Annotated in this window: 19 protein-coding genes; 9 read left to right on the plus strand and 10 right to left on the minus strand. The window is 48.9% G+C overall.

Annotated elements, in window-relative coordinates; all coding sequences use genetic code 11:
* Nucleotides 1–5 precede the first annotated feature (5 nt).
* From DRI82_RS03960 to DRI82_RS03970, 3 genes are read left to right on the plus strand one after another with little or no spacing between them, the layout of a single operon-like run.
* Nucleotides 6–977, plus strand: a complete 972-nt coding sequence (locus tag DRI82_RS03960) for an HlyD family secretion protein (protein ID WP_114192196.1) — start codon at nt 6–8, stop codon at nt 975–977.
* Nucleotides 959–2113, plus strand: a complete 1155-nt coding sequence (locus DRI82_RS03965) for an ABC transporter permease (RefSeq protein ID WP_114192197.1) — start codon at nt 959–961, stop codon at nt 2111–2113. The genes DRI82_RS03960 and DRI82_RS03965 overlap by 19 nt, the downstream gene beginning before the upstream one ends.
* 56 nt (nt 2114–2169) lie before the next feature.
* Complete coding sequence (locus DRI82_RS03970; RefSeq protein ID WP_114192416.1) at nt 2170–3270, plus strand: ABC transporter permease; 1101 nt, start codon at nt 2170–2172, stop codon at nt 3268–3270.
* A gap of 31 nt (nt 3271–3301) precedes the next feature.
* Here DRI82_RS03970 and DRI82_RS03975 read toward each other — a convergent pair whose 3' ends face one another.
* From DRI82_RS03975 to ubiU, 4 genes are all read right to left on the minus strand, one after another.
* A complete protein-coding gene (locus DRI82_RS03975) occupies nt 3302–4603 on the minus strand; it encodes an L-cysteine desulfidase family protein (RefSeq protein ID WP_114192198.1) in 1302 nt (433 codons plus the stop codon).
* Between the two features lie 75 nt (nt 4604–4678).
* The gene (locus DRI82_RS03980) at nt 4679–6007 is read right to left on the minus strand and encodes an SLC5/6 family protein (protein WP_114192199.1); all 1329 of its coding nucleotides are present in this window, start codon (nt 6005–6007) and stop codon (nt 4679–4681) included.
* Between the two features lie 658 nt (nt 6008–6665).
* Nucleotides 6666–7544 carry a U32 family peptidase gene (locus DRI82_RS03985; RefSeq protein WP_114192200.1) on the minus strand — a complete coding sequence of 293 codons (879 nt, stop codon included), beginning with the start codon at nt 7542–7544 and terminating at the stop codon, nt 6666–6668.
* A 14-nt stretch (nt 7545–7558) separates the two neighbouring features.
* Complete coding sequence (gene ubiU, locus DRI82_RS03990; protein WP_114192201.1) at nt 7559–8554, minus strand: ubiquinone anaerobic biosynthesis protein UbiU; 996 nt, start codon at nt 8552–8554, stop codon at nt 7559–7561.
* Nucleotides 8555–8856: 302 nt separating this feature from the next.
* On the opposite strand from ubiU, the gene ubiT reads away from it, so the two are divergent.
* Together ubiT and DRI82_RS04000 are read left to right on the plus strand one after the other, a co-directional pair.
* Nucleotides 8857–9378, plus strand: coding sequence for a ubiquinone anaerobic biosynthesis accessory factor UbiT (gene ubiT, locus DRI82_RS03995; RefSeq protein WP_114192417.1), 522 nt, complete (start codon nt 8857–8859; stop codon nt 9376–9378).
* Nucleotides 9372–9875 carry a GNAT family N-acetyltransferase gene (locus DRI82_RS04000; RefSeq protein WP_114192202.1) on the plus strand — a complete coding sequence of 168 codons (504 nt, stop codon included), beginning with the start codon at nt 9372–9374 and terminating at the stop codon, nt 9873–9875. Before ubiT ends, DRI82_RS04000 begins: the two co-directional genes overlap by 7 nt.
* Here the strand turns inward: DRI82_RS04000 and DRI82_RS04005 are convergent.
* Complete coding sequence (locus tag DRI82_RS04005; protein WP_114192203.1) at nt 9872–10171, minus strand: GIY-YIG nuclease family protein; 300 nt, start codon at nt 10169–10171, stop codon at nt 9872–9874. The two genes, DRI82_RS04000 and DRI82_RS04005, sit on opposite strands and share 4 nt — an antisense overlap.
* A 180-nt stretch (nt 10172–10351) precedes the next feature.
* Here DRI82_RS04005 and DRI82_RS04010 point away from each other — a divergent pair, with 180 nt between their 5' ends.
* Nucleotides 10352–10789 (plus strand): YhbP family protein, encoded by a 438-nt coding sequence (locus DRI82_RS04010; RefSeq protein WP_114192204.1) that lies wholly within the window; start codon nt 10352–10354, stop codon nt 10787–10789.
* 43 nt (nt 10790–10832) lie between these two features.
* Nucleotides 10833–11471, plus strand: a complete 639-nt coding sequence (locus DRI82_RS04015) for a Rossmann-fold NAD(P)-binding domain-containing protein (RefSeq protein ID WP_114192205.1) — start codon at nt 10833–10835, stop codon at nt 11469–11471.
* 19 nt (nt 11472–11490) lie between these two features.
* Here the strand turns inward: DRI82_RS04015 and potE are convergent, their stop codons facing one another.
* The 3 genes from potE to speFL form a co-directional block, all read right to left on the minus strand.
* Entirely contained in the window at nt 11491–12807 is a 1317-nt protein-coding gene (gene potE, locus DRI82_RS04020) for a putrescine-ornithine antiporter (RefSeq protein WP_114192206.1), read from the minus strand.
* Between the two features lie 75 nt (nt 12808–12882).
* The gene (gene speF / locus DRI82_RS04025; RefSeq protein ID WP_114192207.1) at nt 12883–15045 is read right to left on the minus strand and encodes an ornithine decarboxylase SpeF; all 2163 of its coding nucleotides are present in this window, start codon (nt 15043–15045) and stop codon (nt 12883–12885) included.
* A gap of 304 nt (nt 15046–15349) precedes the next feature.
* Complete coding sequence (gene speFL / locus DRI82_RS04030; protein ID WP_114192418.1) at nt 15350–15454, minus strand: leader peptide SpeFL; 105 nt, start codon at nt 15452–15454, stop codon at nt 15350–15352.
* A gap of 876 nt (nt 15455–16330) precedes the next feature.
* Here speFL and DRI82_RS04035 point away from each other — a divergent pair.
* Both DRI82_RS04035 and DRI82_RS04040 read left to right on the plus strand, forming a co-directional pair.
* Nucleotides 16331–16573 (plus strand): type II toxin-antitoxin system CcdA family antitoxin, encoded by a 243-nt coding sequence (locus DRI82_RS04035; RefSeq protein ID WP_114192208.1) that lies wholly within the window; start codon nt 16331–16333, stop codon nt 16571–16573.
* Nucleotides 16573–16887: a CcdB family protein gene (locus DRI82_RS04040; RefSeq protein ID WP_114192209.1), complete on the plus strand. Its 315-nt coding sequence runs from the start codon at nt 16573–16575 to the stop codon at nt 16885–16887. Before DRI82_RS04035 ends, DRI82_RS04040 begins: the two co-directional genes overlap by 1 nt.
* Before the next feature lie 4 nt (nt 16888–16891).
* Here DRI82_RS04040 and nrdG read toward each other — a convergent pair whose 3' ends face one another.
* Both nrdG and nrdD read right to left on the minus strand, forming a co-directional pair.
* Nucleotides 16892–17356 (minus strand): anaerobic ribonucleoside-triphosphate reductase-activating protein, encoded by a 465-nt coding sequence (gene nrdG, locus DRI82_RS04045; protein WP_114192210.1) that lies wholly within the window; start codon nt 17354–17356, stop codon nt 16892–16894.
* Nucleotides 17357–17439: 83 nt separating this feature from the next.
* A complete protein-coding gene (gene nrdD / locus DRI82_RS04050; RefSeq protein WP_114192211.1) occupies nt 17440–19578 on the minus strand; it encodes an anaerobic ribonucleoside-triphosphate reductase in 2139 nt (712 codons plus the stop codon).
* Nucleotides 19579–19902 lie beyond the last annotated feature (324 nt).

Here is a 19902-nt window from a genome sequence, read left to right on the forward strand (position 1 = left end):
CAACGATGAAGAAAAAGACCTTATTTACCCTACTGTTAGTCGTTGTCATTATCTCTATGGCGATATTGTTCCGCGCCAATAATCAGGATTTACTGCTTCAGGGTGAAGTGGATGCCCCTCAAGTGATCGTCGCCTCAAAAGCGAAGGGGCGTGTCATTGAACGTCACGTTGAGCGGGGGGACGATGTTCAGGCAGGGCAACTGCTGATGACGCTGGAAAGCCCTGAACTTATCGCGCAACTTCGTGCGGCCGAGGCTGCACGCGATCAAGCCAAAGCGCAGTATGATTTGTCGATCAACGGTACCCGTGAAGAGAGTATTCGCAACCTGAAAGCCACATTGGCACAGGCGCAGGCGGAATACCGCAATGCGCAGGATGAGTATAATCGTAACGTTCCTGTCGCGAAGAAAGGGTATATCTCCACTTCGGCGCTTGATGATTCAAGACGTGCGCGTGATACCGCCTACCAACAGGTTCTGGCCGCCAAGGCCAATCTGGATGAAGGCGTGAATGGTGATCGTATTGAACAGCGTGATACTTATGCCGCGCAGTTGCGTCAGGCTGAAGAAGATCTGTTGGAGATTAAAGCACAGACTGACGATCTGCAGGTTCGCGCCCCCGTTGCGGGTGAGGTTGGGCCAATACCTGCTGAAGTGGGGGAGTTGGAAAGTGCCTCTAGCCCGCTGTTGACGCTGGTTCGCCAACCGGATGCCTACTTTGTTTTCAATCTGAGGGAAGATATTCTTGCTGGCGTGCGTAAGGGAGACAAAATTTCTCTGCGGATCCCTGCTTTGGGTAACCGAATGGTTGATGCCGAGATCCGTTATATTGCGCCGCTGGGGGATTATGCGACCAAACGCGCAACCCGTGCCACAGGGGATTTTGATTTAAAAACATTTGAAGTCAGGCTTTATCCACTGCAACCGACCGAGGGATTACGCCAGGGGATGAGCACGTTATGGCAATGGAAAGAGTAAAAACTGGCTGGCGTTGTTTCAGCCGGGCATTCGAGCGTGAAATCAAGTTCGCCTTCCGTTCCCCCGTCATTCACTGGTTAGGGTGGTGCTTCCCGCTACTGTTATTTATTTTAATCAGCAGTAATTTTTCGGAAGGGACGTTGCTGAACCTGCCGGTTTCGGTCGTAGATAACGATCACAGTACGTTATCGCGCACGTTGATCCGTAAATTCGATGCAGGTTCTCATGCGCAGGTTGTGGCGTATGACGGCGGTTTGGACGAAGCACTACACCGTCTTCGCAGCGTGGAAGATTATGCACTGCTGTATATCCCGCCCAATTTTGAAGCCAATGCGTTGGCAGGGCGCCAGCCCAGCGTCGTCCTCTATTACAATGCATTGTTCTATGGCGCGGGACTGTATGCCACGCAAGACTTTTCCGGCTTGATGACGGAAATCAATGCCAGCTATCGCAGTATTGTGGCGACGGAAATTGGCAAAACCTTGCCCTCCCTGGCCAGCGTCGAACTCTCCTACGGTAGCCTGTTTAACGCCAGCGGTAGCTATATCTACTATCAGCAATTTGCCGCAACCATTCATCTCATCCAACTGTTTGTCGTGACCTGCATGATTTATGTATTGGCCCGCAGCAAATCATTATTGACGGACAAACCTTTCAGCCTGGCGCTATTGGGTAAACTCGCCCCCTATACGCTTTGCTACACCACGCTGCTGATGGTTGAGATCGCATTACTGGTATGGTTTTTTGACGCAAGAGTCAGTGGCAATCCGTTGTTCATGTTGGCGGTGGGTTTTTTCTATGTGATTGCGGCACAAAGCATGGGGCTACTGCTCTTTACCTTTACCAGCACGACCATTACGGCCTACACCCTGATGGGGATATTCGTCAGTATCGCCTTAACATTTTCTGGAATGGCGGTTCCTGAATTATCGATGCCACTTCCCGCGCAAATCATTTCGAATATCGAACCGCTGACTCATGCACTCTATGCCATGTTCGACATCTTCTTGCGTCAGGTCCCGGTCAGCGCCATTTTGAGTGTTTGTGCGATCCTGTTGATCTATCCGGTTGTTACGGCTTTCCTGGTGCGTAACCGACTCCTCAAACGCTTACAGAAGCAGGAGTTCGGCCAGTGACCTGGACTCAGGCATTTAAAAGTTACTGGCAAACTTTCAGCCGGGTGCTGATCGGCATGTTGGAGAGGCCTATGTGGCTGATGCTGCTGGTATCACTCTGCGTTATGAGTACGGTTTACGTACACCGCTCAGTCTGGGATTTGCCCGTGGCGGTAATCGATCAGGACCACAGTAGCGCCAGCCGTTTATTGATTCGTGAGCTGGATTCTACGGCAAAAATCGCGATGAAAAGTTACGACAATCTTCACGATGCAGAGCGCGATCTGGCCTGGCGGAAATTATTTGCGGTAATCATCATGCCGGTAGATCTGGAGAAAAAAATTCTCTCTGGTCAGGATATTGTGATCCCGGTGTATGGCGATGCGACCAACCGCCTGGCCAATGGGCAGATCCAGCAGGATGTGGTCGCCGCCTATCAACAGCTGTTAACCCAATATAATACTGACTTATTACTGCGCAGTGGATTTACCGAGCGTCAGGCACAGGTGTTGCTTACGCCGATTTTGGGTCAAACGCTGGATCTGTTTAATCCCGGCATCAGCTTTGCCGCGATCATATTCCCCGGATTACTGGTGATGCTGTTGCAACACTCCCTGCTTATCGCCTGCGTGCGTGTAAGTATTGCGTTGAAAAGTTCGCCACAGGGTAAGCCGTCACTGCCGGTCTACCTTGGCGGACTCTCGGCATTGATTCCGATCTGGTTATTTTTGTCGATTGTGCTGTTCGTTTTATGGCCTTGGGTATTAGGCTACCGGCAAACAGCAACGATTCCGGAAATTCTGTTACTGACTTTCCCTTTTTTGATTGCGGTTCTCGGCCTGGGTAAGTTGCTGACGGAATGCCTGCGCAGCGTGGAAATGATCTACCTGACGCTCTCTTTCATTACCATGCCGGTGTTTTACATTTCAGGCACGATCTGGCCGCTCCAGGCGATGCCAGGCTGGGTGAGGGCGGTTTCTTCAATGCTTCCTTCAACGTGGGCGACCAAAGCCATTGCCGGGGTGAATCAGATGGGGCTGCCGTTCAATGAGGTGGGCAGTGATATCGTCAATATGCTGATTCTGGGTCTGATATATACCCTGCTGGGAATGGGCGTTGGGTTACTGCGGGATACTGGGCGGATTCGGCGAATGTTACGGTCAAAACGCAAAGCATAAGGCGCCAGTCATGACACCTTGTCTCATAGGATTATTGTGCTGCGTGTTTATCGAGCATGATCTGCAAGATCTGTTCATCAACACGTTTCAAGCCTCGACACGCCAGCGAACACAGATTATCAATTGAATCATCAGCATCATGCGCCACGATACCTTCATTCCCGGTAACGTGGCTCTGTTCCATTGCCATGAGCACGGCCTTGTACGCAGATGAAACGCTGGTGGAGACTTTCATTGCGCAGCTGTTTGATGCACCGTCGCAAATCATTCCACTGATATCGCCAACCATACTGCTGATAGCCATGCTGACGGTCTGATAATCCTTTTTGAATAACCACGCCATACCCGCAGCGGCTCCCATCGCGGCGGTGGTGGCTGCGCAGAGTGCCGAGAGCGTAGGCAATTTGGAGTGAATGAAGATTGCCATCAGATGTGACAGCATCAACGCACGTGCCAGCGTCTCTTGATCGCATGACAAATAATCAGCAACCACAACAACCGGGAGAGTGGCGGTGATCCCCTGATTACCCGACCCCGAGTTGCTCATGGCTGGCAGTGTTGCCCCACCCATTCGGGCATCCGACGCTGACGTGGTCTGTATCATGATTTTTGTCAGTAAGTCGGCACCCAATAATCCTTTGTCGACTTGACGTTGCAGCGTCGCACCGATGTGCAACCCATAACGGCCACGTTGTCCTTCCTGTGATAATGCGCTATTCAATTTTGCTGCGTGCAATATGAAGGCGATTTCCTGATAAGGGACTTCCGTAGCGAACCGGTAAATATGCCGGGTGGTGACCTCCTCGAAGACATTCGGTTCGCTTCGATGTTGCAGAGGGGGATTATCAAGAATTACCTCACCATTTTTCACGATCCGAACGATCTGCGTGTGGCACTCGGCAATACAAACCTGAACCCATTCGCTTCCCCGAATCAGTTTGGCTTCGGCATAAAGAATGTATTCGGAATCAATCACACCGAGATGCACCCGACCTTCATCGAGCATTTTCTTGCTGTCTTTGACCTGCGTCGCACTCAGGCCTTTCAGTACTTCCAGCCCCGCGGTCGGATCGCCACCCAATGCCCCGGCAGCGGCAGCAATCGGTAAACCGACCATACCTGTCCCTGGAACGGTCACACCCATACCATTTTTCATTAAATTCGGTGAAACCCGTGCATGTATTTCTTCGGGTTGACCGCCCAGATAAGAGGTGGCAACGGCGCACGCAAGAGCCAGTGAAATCGGCTCGGTGCAACCCAATGCAGGAACAACTTCACATTTAACCGCGCGAATAAATTGATTCCAGCGTGGAGTTAATACATCTTGCTTCATAATATTGCCTTATTAAGCATCTGGGTTATTCAGGGAATAGCGTGATACTCTGTATAACCCAGATGTAAATAGAGATTACATAAAAGCCAGGAATGGCGAGACACACAATAACAGGCCGGTAATAATAATGATTTTCAGGGCCAATCCTTTATATTGGTGCAGCGCTGGTACTTTATAAACTAAATAAGCAGGAATCAGACAACCAATCAGACCAAAGATCGGGCTGCAAATTGAGGTGAAACTCAATACGGGTGCATTAAGAATAATGGCGCTCCAGGCGAGAAGAATGGCAAAAACCATAATTCCTTTTTGCACCCATTTTTCATTAATACGATTGGCCGGAAGATAGCGCTGTAAAACATTCATGACGATCCCCTGACAGGCTTCCCTGAAACCCAGGTACACACCAAAGAACGCCGTCATCACCGCAAAGATATTCAATATGACGCTGACTACCGTCGCCCAACCACCGGGGAAGAATTGTGCTGCAATCGCCAACGCAGAAATATTCTGATCGTGGGCTTTCACCGCTTCATCATGACCCATCGCCAGGGTGAAAGAGACCGCGTAAAAGAAAACAGTACAAAACAGGATGGTAAAAGCGATATTCATGGCGCGCAGTGCCTTATAACGGGCTACTTCACGCGATTTCTCCCTGGCGCGGTAAGAGATCACCATGGGACTCAACGTTTGAATGAAGAGAATGGATGTCAATGTAAATGGCAGCGTAATAATGGCATTTTTCAGTAGCATAGCGAAAGGAGGTAACAGGCCAACATTATACAGATGCCACATTCCTACCATGGAGACACCTAATGCCGCGACAACCAGCAGTTTGGTGATGACCATCATTCCCGAGATCTTGAAGAGCAGCTTTTCACCTTGTGATGAGATAGCCACCAGAACGCAGATTAGCGCCAGGCCATAGAAGGGATTCTCAGACAAAAGAGAGTCGGTAACGCCAAAAGTATGCAAATAAGAAGCGCTGTCGTTGGTGATGGCGGTTGAGTAAACGAACATCCAAATCACCAGCATAATAAAATAGAGTACGCCGAGTAGTATTCCCCAGTTTTTGCCTAAATAGCCGGAAATAACGCTGGGATAATCTTGGCATTCCGGTGATTCAGCCAATGTATTAATGAATAGCTTCTGGAATAAATACATGGCGGGATAGCCAATTATGGACGAAAGGAGGAATACCCATAACCCCATTAAACCCACTTGCACCGGAAGAAATACGATTCCGGCGCCAATCGCCATACCAATACTCATAATAACCCAGCCGGTATCATTGCTGTCAAACTTAATGGCCTCTCGCCACTGCGCTTCACTCATTCCTGCGCGTTGGGCCGCTTTGCTGGGTACGGCATTTTTTGTTGTTAACGATTCGTGTAATTGTTCCATATATGAACCTTTTTATTTTGTAGCAGAACAGGTAAGTTGTTTTTCGAATAATTTTATAATTTGCGTGATTTCTTTTTAGTAAAAATCCCTGGTGTGGTTAATGCATGTAAATAATACGCTCAGCCCAAGAGAAATTAATGCTCAATAACGCAGTGATTATTTGGATATGTAGAATATTTTTCTCCATAAAGAATTATTTACTAGTGTAATTTTCTATAATTAATATTATTAGTGGTTTTTGTAACATTTTCGACTTAATTGAATAAAATATCTAACTGATTTATATGGGTATTTTTAATTTAGGATAAGTATCAATAATATATTTATATCGCGAGAATAGAATTGTGTGACTCACTTCAATTTTCTGAATATTGTTTGATAAGAGAAAAAACGATATTTCTGCGAGTGGGATCACTAAACAGAGTTAACCTGATGTTAATGTTGGCGGAATAATCTGTATTTGTATAAATATTTCCTTCTAATAAGCATAAAAAACTGGATATGCGGCAGGGTATGAAAAAAAATAGCGTTTGACTTCTACCCGATAAACGCGCAAAGACGCGAATAAACGGGGATGGGGGATGATGGAAGTGCTCAATAGAGGAGGAAAGCAGGTTATCGGAAGAGACAGACCGGTGGCCCGGCCTGTCGTAAGGGATTATCGCAGCAGTTCCAACCCTGAAACGCGCCGCCAGTAACCATTACAATCCGTACGATCAACCAGTTTCAACGGTGTGTTGCCTTGCTCATTGGCGCGGAATTGCTCCAGCACTGACAGGGTATCCAGGCTCTCGGGTGAAAGCCGCACAATATCCACCAGATCGGCCATCGTTTTTAACTCATTGCCCAGGTTATAGCAGTAACCACTTTGCGTCTGAATTCCATTGAGAACAAAAACCTGCTGATTTTCCTGCGACAGGACTTTTCTGCCCTGCGGGTAATTAATACAGCAGGTTTCGCACTCGTCCTTACCACGGTTTTCCGAGCGGGCGGTAAAGCATCGGGCAGAATAGGCGAGGGGCAAATGACCATAGCTCAGAACCTCAACCTCAAATTGGTCGCGAAAACCAAGTTCGTCGCATTGGTTCAGTAGCTTTTCCAGCCAGTCACGTGAAAGCTCAACCGGCATACACCAACGCACCATGCCCTGTTGCTGCAAAATCTTCAGCGTATAGGCGTTATAGCAGTTCAGGGCATGTCCGGCTACAAAAGGGAGTTTGCGATCTGCTGCCATGTTTACGGCACCCAGATCGTTGGCCTCCAGCAAGAACTCCCCATTCTCAACGTAGCGCTTCAACTCATTGAGTTCAGAGGGCGCCTGCAACAGCGCAAGCGTGGAAATAACCACTTGCTTGCCCGACTTTGCCACTTCCCGCGCGACATCCAGCCAATCGTTGACCTTCATTTCACGGCGTTTGGTACAGACCGTCTCACCCAGATAGATAATATCTGCACTACTGTTGACTGCGCTCTGGTAGAACGCTTCCGTCTCTGCTTTCGGCCAATAGTAAAGAATGGCACCTAAAGAATATTTCATATTCATTCCTGCAATTACTGCCATTTACGGTGATACGCACCGAGGGTGGTTTGCGTCCCTTCCGACATGGATCCGAGTGTTTCCATCCATGCGGCGTCGGCCTTGAAAGCCTCTGGATTTGCCTTGTAGCGATCTATTGCCTGACGCCATACGCGGGCGACCTGGCTGACATAAGCCGGACTGCGTTGACGCCCCTCAATTTTGACCGAAGCGATATTGGCGGCGAACAGTTCCGGCAACAGTTCCAACGTGTTCAGGCTGGTGGGTTCTTCAAGCGCATGGTAGCGGGTGCCATCGACCAGATAGCGCCCCTTGCACAGTGTGGGATATCCGGCGTTTTCACCTTCGTCGTAACGGTCAATCAGCACTTCATTCAGGCGCGATTCCATCCCTTTTGGTGTTTGCTGCCAGCGGACAAAACGCGCAGGCGAGCAGGCTCCCACGGTGTTCGGTGATTCACCGGTCAGATACGAAGAGAGATAGCAGCGGCCTTCGGCCATAATGCACAGACTGCCGAAAGCAAAAACTTCCAGCGGTACGCTGCTGGAGCGCGACAACTGTTTTACCTGATGCATGGAGAGCACGCGCGGCAGAACCACGCGGGCGACATCAAAATTACGTTGATAGAAAGAGATCGCTTCTTCATTTGTCGCGGATGCCTGGACAGAAACATGCCGTTCTACATGGGGATAGCGGCGGGCTGCGTAATCAAGCATCGCCAGATCGGCCAGGATCAGCGCATCGGCACCCAGTTGCGCCGCCATATCCACGGCACGTTCCCAACGTTCGAAACCATCGGGATGGGCAAAGGTGTTAATGGCGATATGCAGCTTGCGGCGGTGGCGGTGAACGTAGTTGGCCGCCTCTTGAAGTTTTTTCTCGGTAAAGTTTAGCCCGGCAAAGTGTCGCGCATTGGTATCATCTTTCAGGCCGATGTAAACAGCATCTGCGCCGTTGTCGATGGCAGCCTTCAACGCAGGCAGATTGCCTGCGGGACACAATAACTCCATAGCGATTTCCTGGCTTGGCAACGTGGGGCAGTTGCCCTGACGCGTTGCAAAAATAAGTAATTCCATCCATTGCCGATATTTGTTATCAACAACGGATAAATTTTAACGGACTGCAATTTTAGTTAACCTCGCGGCGACATATTTTGATTTGAGGCAGTTTCTAACGTATTGATAAAGGTTGTTTTCGTATTTTTCGTTACATTCCGTTCAATTCTGATGCAGAATTTATTGATATAGGCCGCTGAACCTTTTTACCGCTGTGGCAAAATAGCGACATTCTTTACTGAGAGGAGTAAATGCCAGTGTTGGAAAAACTACGAGCACGCATCGTGCGTCAGGGGCCGTCGCTGCTGCGCGTACCGTTAAAGTTCACACCGTTTGCTCTGCAGCGTCAGGTATTGCAACAGGTTCTGAGCTGGCAACTGCGTCAGGCGTTGGCAGAAGGGGAACTTGATTTCCTGGAAGGGCGCTGGCTGAAAATTGACGTCCGCGATCTGGGCCTGCAATGGTTCATGACGGTGGAAGAAGACAAATTGGTGGTGAGTGAGCACGGTGAAGCAGACGTCAGTTTCAGTGCCGAAGCCAACGATCTGATCCTGATCGCTGCACGTAAAGAAGATCCGGATACATTATTTTTCCAGCGTCGCCTGCGCATTGAAGGTGATACCGAATTGGGACTTTACGTGAAGAATCTGATGGATGCGATTGAACTTGAATCCATGCCTGCGCTGCTGCGAAATGGCCTGCTGCAATTGGCGGATTTTGTTGAGGCTGGATTGAAAGAGGACACGGTACCCGCCTCCCGTGTTGTCGAATCATGTTAATCCGCGTCGAAATACCCGTAGATGCGGCGGGAATAGATAGCCTGCTGCGCCGTTCATTCAAGACCGGTGATGAAGCCGATCTGGTGCAACAGTTGCGTGAAGACGGGCTGCTCACATTAGGTGTGGTTGCGACTGACGACGAAGGTGGGGTTGTCGGTTATGCCGCATTCTGCCCGGTTGAACTTGGGGGTGAAGATCGGCAGTGGGTCGCCTTGGCTCCGCTGGCCGTCGATGAAAGTCTGCGCCGCCAGGGGTTGGCCGAAAAGCTGGTTTATGAAGGGCTCGATTCCCTGAATGAATTTGGCTATGCGGCCGTTGTGGTGCTGGGCGATCCAGCTTACTACGGCCGTTTTGGCTTCAAAGCGGCGGCGGAGCATAACCTTCATTGCCGCTGGTCAGATACCGAAAGCGCTTTTCAGGTTTATCCTTTGGCAGAGGATGCGCTGAATGGGGTTTCTGGCCTCGTTGAGTTTCCAGCACCTTTTGACCGGTTTTAATTTTCGCTGAGAAAGCTTTCAATAGAGAGGGGCTGGTTTAGAATCAGCCTCTCTTTTTGTTTATGCGTCAATTGCTTGATGCGGTATTCCATCTTCAGTGCAGATGAACGGTTACCCGCAAGGCAATGGTAGACCAGAGCAAGATCGCCTTTTCCCCGCAGCGCCTTGGCGCCTTTTCCTGATTGATGCTGATCCAGTCGGCGTGTGACGTCCGTGGTGATTCCGGTATACAGCATTCCTGCCGCAGTCTGCAAAATATATAAATGCCACTCAGGGCTTTTGGGTAATTCAGTCATATTAGTCGGTTAGGGTACAATCAGTGCATTACAGGGATAAAGTAGCAGAATGAACTTTTCAGATTTCATATGCAATTCCTTTGCGGGTGAAGCGGGCGAAATTTGCCAGAGTTCGATGAACTATGATGTCCTTCAAGGATTGAATCTGAATCATGACGTGATGATGAGTCTGGAGCCCCAATGAATAATCCCGAACACCTTGTCTCCATCTGCCATTTTTTGAAAAAACACCACGTGCTGGCGCTATGCGCCATGGCGAATGGCGACATGTGGTCGGCAAACTGCTTCTACGTTTTCAATGAGCCGGCGATGTCGCTGTACATCATGACGGAACATAAAACGCGGCACGGGGCACTGATGGCCTCTAATCCGTTTGTCGTGGGAACCATTGCCAATCAGCCTAAAACGGTCGCCCTGATTCAGGGCATTCAATATAGCGCACAGGCGCAGGTATTGGCCGGGGAAGCAGAGAGAGTGGCGAGGTCAGTATATTGCGCACTGTTTCCCGTCGCGAAGGCGATACCCGCCCCCGTATGGCAATTGGCACTCCAGGAAATCAAAATGACCGACAATAAACTGGGGTTCGGTAAAAAGTTACTCTGGCAAAGGGAAAACTGAGGTGCCAGCGGCCTATACTTGAAACAACATAAAGGGAGATTCTATGACCAAGGTCTTATTAGTGGGTGCCAGTGGACTGGTTGGCGGCGAACTGTTACAACTTTTGCAGGGTGATGAACGCGTCACCTCGATCATCGCCCCGACGCGGCGTCCTCTCGCTGCCATGCATAAACTCGATAATCCGCATCAGGAAAATCTCTCTGCGCAACTGGCCGCACTCGAGAGCCCGGTCGATATCGTCTTTTGTTGTCTGGGAACCACCCGTAAGCAAGCCGGCAGCAAAGAGGCGTTCCGGCATGTAGATTACCAATTGGTGGTGGAAAGTGGCATTGCTGGGCGACGTCTTGGTGCACAGCATATGCTGGTGGTCAGTGCCGTAGGTGCAGATGCGCACTCCCTGTTTTTCTACAACAAAGTCAAAGGGGAGATGGAGCAGGCGTTGCACCAGCAGAATTGGCCGCAACTAACCATTGCCCGTCCTTCTATGCTGACGGGGCATCGTTCATCACGTCGACTGCTGGAAGAGATAAGCGCGCCGCTGTTCAAACTCTTGCCGGGCAAGCTGAAAGGAATAGAAGGAAAAATGGTCGCGCAGGCGATGTTACGCGCAGCCTTCGCCGCTCCTGCGCCGGGTGTCCATGTACTCGAATCCGATCAACTGCGCCAGAACGGCGCAGTCTGAGTCAAATAATTATCTGTATTTATCGCGGTTTATTGACGAACTCGAAGCGAGGGGAAACCAGTCCGTAAAGCGACCAGCCGAGGAACGTGGCGATCGCGCCCCACATCATTGCTTCGTCGCCTGAGCTGTATAATGCATAGAAACTGTACAGTGCACCGATACCTGCGATGATATTGGCGGTTCGCGCTTTTCCGGCGGGGACGTTGGCCGTTTTCTGCATCACTATCAATGCCGCCATCGAAAGAATATATGGAATGATATTGGTCACGACGGCCAGATTCACTAGCACATTGAATTGTTTATTCAGCGAAGGGCTGATGGTCATGAAAGACATCGCCGTTTGCAGAATAACGATGGTCAGCATGCCTTTTATTGGCGCACCGGCTTTGGAAACCTTCGAAAATATTTTAGGGAAGAAGCCCGCATCCGCAGAGGATTTAAAGACCTGGGCAATGGTGAACTGCCAGCCGAGCAGGGAACCGACGCAGGACATGATCATCAAGGCCATGATAATTTTACCTACACCGGGCGAAAACATATGTGAGAAAGCCAGACTAAAAGGCGCAGTCGAATTCGCCAGATCCATATTCGGCACGATACCGGCAATCACATTGGTGGAAACAATGTAAACCACCGCTGCTCCCAGCGTCCCGCAAAGCACGGCGATCGGGACGTTACGTTCTGGATTGTCCACCACATCGGTGTTGGCACAGGCAGATTCCAAACCCAGGAATGCCCATAACGTCATGGAAATGGAAGAACCTACAGCCTCAAACACCGGGACATGGTGAGGGTTCCACGCGGCAACATACGCATCGCCACTGAACCAGAACCAGCCAAACAGTGAAATACCCACCACCGGAATAATCACGCCCCATACGGTAATGCTACTGATCTGCCCGGTGATGCGCGCACCACCAAAGTTTGCCGCGGTAGCCAGCCACAGCACGCCAATCGTCGCCAGACAGATACCGACGGGCGAAATTGTTGCCCCGAATAGCTCCGTTCCATATCCCACGGCAGAAATGGCAATGGCAATATTGGCGATCAACAATGAAACACCATAGGTATAGTTGGCCATGAAGTTGCCGGATTTTCCGAACGCGTACTCAGCATAACCGCCCATTCCGCCGGATTTGCGGCTGAACATACCGCATTTGGCGAAAGCATAGGCCAGCGACATCGACCCCAAGGCAGTGACCAACCATGAAACAACGGAGATGGTTCCCACTTCAGCCAGTTTGGTGGGGAGCATAATTATCCCGGAACCCATCATATTGACGGCAGTCAAGATGGTCAGTTGGACGACTCCCATCTTATTATTTGATTTACTCATGTTGAATCTCTCTTTTATCATTATTTTTCGGCTACGGAATATATCCGTAGCCTTGAGTGAGAAAGGACGTATTAATCAATTCGAAATAACGTAACCGTACGCACGTTTCCAGCCATCCGGATCGTGTTGGATATAAACACCCTGTAATTCCGGAGAGAAACCAGGCAAGAGATTAATACCCTCTTCCAGAGCCAGGAAATAACGTTGCGCTGCACCGCCCCAGCGCTCGCCGGGCACCACGCACAATACGCCAGGAGGATAAGGCAGGGCACCTTCCGCCGCGATACGGCCCTCTGCTTTACTCAGGGAGACTAATTCAACTTCTCCACGGACAAGGGCAGCATTGGCATCTTGTGGATTCATCACCGCCTGTGGGAAATAACGTTCGCGGAACATATCTTTTTGCAGTTGCTTCACATCATAGCTGACATAAAGATCGTGCATTTCCTGACATAATTTCCTGATGGTATAACCGCGATAACGGGATTCATTATTTTTATACACCGTTGGCAATACCTCACTTAACAATGAATCTTGTAAAATATGTTTTTCAAAGCGCGTGATTAATGCCACCAGATGCTGCATTTTTGCGATATCTTCCGCTGGCGTCAGCAGGAATAAAATAGAATTGAGGTCGCATTTTTCTGGGACAATACCGTTCTCACGTAAGTAATTGGCCAATATTGTTGCCGGAATACCGAACTCGGTATATCCGCCGCTTTGGGTATCAATCCCCGGCGTCGTCAGTAGTAATTTACAGGGGTCAATGAAATATTGTGATTGCGCATATCCTTCGAAACCATGCCATTTATCATCGGGAATAAAGTTGAAGAAACGCAGATCATTGGCCATATCCTGCGTCTTGAAGCTTTCCCAGGGTTTGCCATCAATCATTGCGGGAACAAAGGGCCGGATCATTTCGCAGGTATTCAGCAACATTTTACGTGCTTCAATCCCTGTCTTGACGCATTCCAACCACAGGCGTCGACCACTGTTGCCTTCGTGCATTTTTGCGTTCACATCAAGGGCAGCGAACAGCGGGTAAAAAGGGCTGGTCGAGGCGTGCAACATGAAGGCATTGTTAAAGCGCTTATGATTGCAATACCGTGATTGTCCTTTGATATGTTTGTCTTTTTTATGGATTTGTGACGTTTGTGAAAAACCGGCCTGCTGTTTATGCACGGACTGGGTCACGATAATTCCGGGATCGTTTTCCGTCAGTTCCAACAGCAGTGGCGAGCAATCTTTCATCATCGGGATAAACTGTTCATAGCCCACCCACGCTGAATCAAACAGAATGTAATCGCACAGGTGGCCGATTTTATCGACAACCTGACGTGCGTTATAAATTGTACCGTCGTAAGTCCCTAACTGGATGATAGCCAAACGGAATGGGCGCGCTTTCTCAGCTTTTTCCGGATCGGTTTTACGGATCTGGTCGCGCAGATAACGCTCTTCGAAACAGTGCGCATCAATACCGCCGATAAACCCGAATGGGTTACGGGCGGTCTCCAGATATACCGGTGTGGCACCGGCCTGAATCAGTGCACCGTGATGATTGGACTTGTGATTATTACGGTCAAACAGCACCAGATCGCCACGGCTCAATAATGCGTTGCAAACCACTTTATTGGAGGCTGAGGTGCCATTCAGCACGAAATAGGTTTTATCTGCATTGAAGACTTTTGCTGCGTGCATTTGTGCATCGCAAGGTGCGCCCTCATGAATAAGGAGATCGCCGAGTTTGACGTCGGCATTGCACATGTCCGAGCGGAAAAGTGTCTCGCCGAAGAATTCAAAGAACTGGCGTCCTGCCGGGTGTTTACGGAAGAATTCACCCCCCTGATGCCCTGGGCAGGCGAAGGTTGAGTTCCCCATCGCCACGTACTGCTGCAACGTGTTAAAGAACGGTGGCAGCAGTTCATTTTCATATTTTAGCGCTGCGGCTTCGAGTTGTTTTCCGTAGAATTCACCGTGTGTGGTGCAAAGTTCGAAAACACCCTTCAGAGATGCCAATACGCTGCTGTCCAATTCCTCTTCGTAACAGACCGCAACAAAAACGGGAATGGAGAATCCAGTGGTTTCAATGTGCTGAATAAATCCGTTGCGGACATCTTCTACGGAAAGAACGGCTGCGGCAATATCGTTAAAATCAGTGTGATGAATATCCACCACCTCTCTTTGCGTATCAAAACAGTTCACGACAGTGTGGCTGGCCGCAATATTTAATTTTTTCATGCTAATCTCTATTTTATTTAAGGCGAACGATTCCCTTCAACCGAATTAAATGGCTGAAAAAAAAGTTCGCAAAATTCAGGGCGAAACAGTCCGCATCAATTCTGTCAAAAGAATTAATGTACTCTTCGCATGCTGATATGCGTTAACAGACTTCCATAGCGGAAATCATAATTTTTTTTAACGGCTAAGTTCCGGCTTCCAGGAAAAATACAATAAGGGTTCTGCCGCAATAAGCGGAACGCGTTGTGTTTTCCAATAGAGGAGGATGACTAACCGTTATAAAACGGAGTCATATTGACGTGGTTTACTTGGAGTTATAAAAAGCGAAATTAAAGCAGCTACGGTGAGCCATCTTCATAATGTGAGTTGTTCGCCTAATATGCGACATTTTTTTATTGTTGTTTTCCATTTTCTGAGCCTCAAATTTATCTTGAGCAGTTAATGACGACGCAAGTTTAAGCTTAAAAAAATTTTGGACTATGAGCGGGATCACTTTTAAATAGCGTTAAATTTTTGCCAGTTTAATTATTTGACTTAAGGGCAGATAAGGAATCATTTTTTTTGAACGTTTAGGCAGAAATAAACGGCAGCAATATTTAACAGACTATTTACGAGCGTAAAAATATTACAACGTGTAAACAGAATTAAGCCACAGCCCTGCGGATTCCGGCCAATTAATGACTATTAATTGAACAGACTCAACCAGCGTTATCCGCTAATGGCTTGTTAAATTTGGAAACGTTTTTGGGAAATAAAAAACCGCATAAGTGCATAGTTATGCAGTTATCTGGATTTGGCAAAATTGTGGTGAAATTGTGATTTAAATCACATTTAATGTCATCTCAACGCCGCCGGTTTCCCCAAAATAGTGCGAAATGGGATTTTTCTTGTTTTTATGCACCATATTAAGGCGTGATTACCATGCCGTCAGAAGCTGCTGAGATCTCTTTATTGAGTGAATTATTCAGAAGCCATTCATCAATTTTATGACTAGGCGGGTCAGTAACATTCTTTGCGAGCGCAGTGGCTCAACAATGGCTAAGGCCGACGTTATGTCATGGTGGGGTTGGGACGGGGTATGATCCCTGTGGTAATGTGTTAGCAAAAAACGCTGAATTCCTCCGCATGAAAGCGATGCTCCCTGTCGCCTTGGCCAGTAGCAATCAACGCTCGCCTGTAATTGGGTTAAGCCGGTTAATGACATCTTCTTGTTTAAGCTTTGACTACCTGGTGGATGAATTTTATACTGTACATTGTCAATGCGCATTATATATGGGGGTGAGTTATGCCTGCTAAAGAGCACATGTCTTCAAAAAGATCATTGAATGTAACTTTGGATCGGGAATTACATGCGCAAGCGCGTGAGCATGGTTACAACCTTTCAGCGATTCTGGCGGAAGCGGTTGCCGGGAAGTTGAGGGCAGAAGCGCGTGAAAAATGGCTGATAGAAAATCAGAAAGGTATTGATGCCATCAATAAGTATACCGAAGAAAATGGGCATTTCTCTGAATATCAGCGAGCGTTTTGATGGAGCAATATGCTGTTTATGAAAATGAAGGTGCGGGTAAAAAAGCCTACCCTTACCTTCTCAATATCCATCATCCCTTTGCAGATAAATTTAGTCATACGTTGATGATTCCTTTAATTCCGCTGGATCGTTTACAGAGTCTTCCGCCTGCAAATTTATGCCCAATCATTACGATAGAAACACGGCAGTATGTGGTTATGACGCATATGATGGGCGGAGTTTCTGCGCGTGAAGTGGGGCAATGCGTGCGACAATTGGATGCGGAAATTTATGAGATCAAGGACGCATTTGATTTTTTACTGAATGGAATTTAAAGAATCACCGCAGTTTATGGATCACCTGATTACTGCTTCCGCGCCAGATCAGTGAGGGATCTTTCAGATCCTGCACGAACTTCCCATCCACCAGCACATTGATCAGAGCCACGACCTGATTTTGCAGTGGCGTCAGTTCAGATAACTGATAACCCGTCCATACCCAGATATCCTTATCAACACATTCCGTCCGCACCCGTTGCACCAATTGCAAAATCGCTGGCACATTTTGCGGATGCAGTGGATCGCCACCAGAAAGCGACAATCCCTGACGTTTAACGCGGGTATCGTTCAGATCGTCGATGATCCGATCTTCCATTTCACGGGTAAAAGGGATGCCAGAGTCGAGTTTCCAGGTGCTTTTGTTATAGCAGCCACGACATTCATGGACGCAACCTGAAACGAACAATGAGCATCGGGTGCCAGGTCCGTTAACCACGTCGATGGGATAATACTGGTGGTAATTCATACTCTGTTCTCACCTTGCGACATGCGGATTCTACAACTGAAAGAGCCCTCCCCATAAACCGGGGAGGGGGCAACGCCGGTTTATCAGCCCAACAGGCCGTTTTTCAGGTGTTTCACGCGACGCTTCACTTCTTCCTGCTTCCCGGCATTGAAAGGCCGCGCATCAGGGCTGCCCAGATAACCGCAGACGCGGCGGGTTACCGAGACTTTGGTGGAGTCATGATTACCGCATTTCGGGCAGGTGAACCCTTTACTGGTACACTCAAATTCGCCTGTAAAACCACACTCATAACACTCATCAATGGGGGTATTGGTGCCGTAATAAGGCACGCAGGTGTAGCTATAATCCCACACATCTTCCAGCGCTTTCAGATTGTGTTGCAGGTTCGGGTATTCGCCATAACAGATGAATCCACCGGTCGCCAATGGCGGATAGGGGGCTTCGAAGTCCAGCTTGTCGTAAGGATTGACCTTTTTCTCGACGTCCAGATGGAAGCTGTTGGTGTAGTAGCCTTTGTCGGTAACGCCTGGAACGACGCCAAACTCGGCCGTATCCAACCGGCAGAAACGGTCGCAGAGATTTTCACTTGGCGTACTGTACAGACTGAAACCATAACCGGTTTCTGCTTTCCAGCTATCCGTGGCGGTTTTCAGACGGGCCACGATTGCCACCGCTTTCTCACGCAGTCTTTCACTGTCAAATACATGCATCTCACCCTTGAACAGGGCATTAATGGTTTCGTGAAGACCAATGTAACCCAGCGAAATTGATGCACGGCCATTCTTGAAAATGCCAGCGATACTGTCATCAGCTTTCAGGCGAACACCGCAGGCACCTTCCATATACAGGATTGGCGCAACCCGTGCCTTAACGTTTTCCAGACGGGCGATGCGCGTCATCAGCGCTTTCTTCGCCAGTATCAGACGTTCGTCGAGCAGGGTCCAGAAACGGGATTCATCCCCTTCGGCTTCCAACGCGATACGCGGCAGGTTGAGACTAATGACGCCGAGGTTATTGCGGCCGTCGTGAATCATCTCGCCGTTTTCTTCATAGACGCCCAGAAAACTGCGGCAGCCCATTGGAGTCTTGAATGAACCGGTAACTTTCACCACTTGATCGTAGTTAAGAATATCGGGGTACATGCGCTTGCTGGCGCACTCCAAAGCCAGTTGTTTGATGTCGTAATTATCGTCACCCACTTTATGGTTCAGCCCGTCACGAATGGCAAAAACCAGTTTCGGGAAGACGGCGGTCTTGCGGTTTTTACCCAGCCCGGCAATGCGGTTGCGCAGGATAGACTGCTGAATCATGCGCGATTGCCACTGGGTTCCCAGACCGAAGCCGAAGGTGACAAATGGTGTCTGACCATTGGCGGTGTGCAGCGTGTTGACTTCATATTCCAGCGATTGGAATGCGTCGTAACACTCTTTCTCGGTACGGGAATGGGCATAGCCTTCCACATCCGGGATCTGCCACTGCTCAGCCACTTTTTTATGTTTATTAAAACTTTCAGTGACGAAAGGCGCGAGCACTTCATCAATGCGGTTAATGGTTGTACCGCCATAAATATGGCTGGCAACTTGTGCAATGATCTGGGCGGTGACGGCAGTGGCTGTAGAGATTGATTTTGGCGGCTCAATCTCGGCATTCCCCATCTTGAACCCTTGGGTCAGCATCCCTTTCAGATCGATCAACATGCAGTTGAACATCGGGAAGAAAGGGGAGTAATCGAGATCGTGATAATGAATCTCGCCGCGTTCATGGGCCAGAACGACGTCACGCGGCAGGATATGCTGTTTGGCATAGTGCTTCGCGACAATGCCTGCCAGCAGATCGCGTTGCGTTGGGATCACTTTGCTGTCTTTGTTGGCGTTTTCATTGAGCAACGCCATGTTGCTCTGCTCGACCAGGCCACGGATCTCCTGGTTCAAGCGTCCACGCAGTTCGCGTGAAACATCACGATCGTGGCGGTATTCAATATAGGTGCGGGCCAGTTGTTTGTAAGGACCAGACATCAACTGGTTTTCAACCGCGTTCTGGATTTCATGAATATCTACGCGTTGTTGGTGTTCCATGTGAGAAGCGACTACGCGGGCGACAGTGGCACAATAATCTGCGTCGTCCACCCCTGCAGCGACTGCAGCACGTTGCACAGCCTCCTTGATGCGAACTTCATCGAATGGTACCTGGCAACCGTCCCGTTTAATCACGACTGGTTTCACAATGACACTCCTTTTTGTGTTATCCACAGGGCAAAGCCGCGCCCGATATGGGCTGCAGGGTGTTGTGGATGACTTTATGGGTAACTACTATATGTAGGTGCAGCGACATACTATACACACCATATGTAGTATTAACGCTAGAGTTAATACTCATTTTCTTGACCTGGAACAAAGAATTTTTGCATCAGTAGATTCACTGACCAAATGTAAGCGAGCCGTTCAATATTTGAACAATGCTGTGCCGAGATGCAGTCTGCTGATTAACAAAGGAATAATTTTTTTACAGCACATGGGAGGGGTTTTTGAGGACAAAATTGACTGATG

The organism is Edaphovirga cremea (assembly GCF_003332275.1).
Classification (GTDB): domain Bacteria; phylum Pseudomonadota; class Gammaproteobacteria; order Enterobacterales; family Enterobacteriaceae; genus Edaphovirga; species Edaphovirga cremea.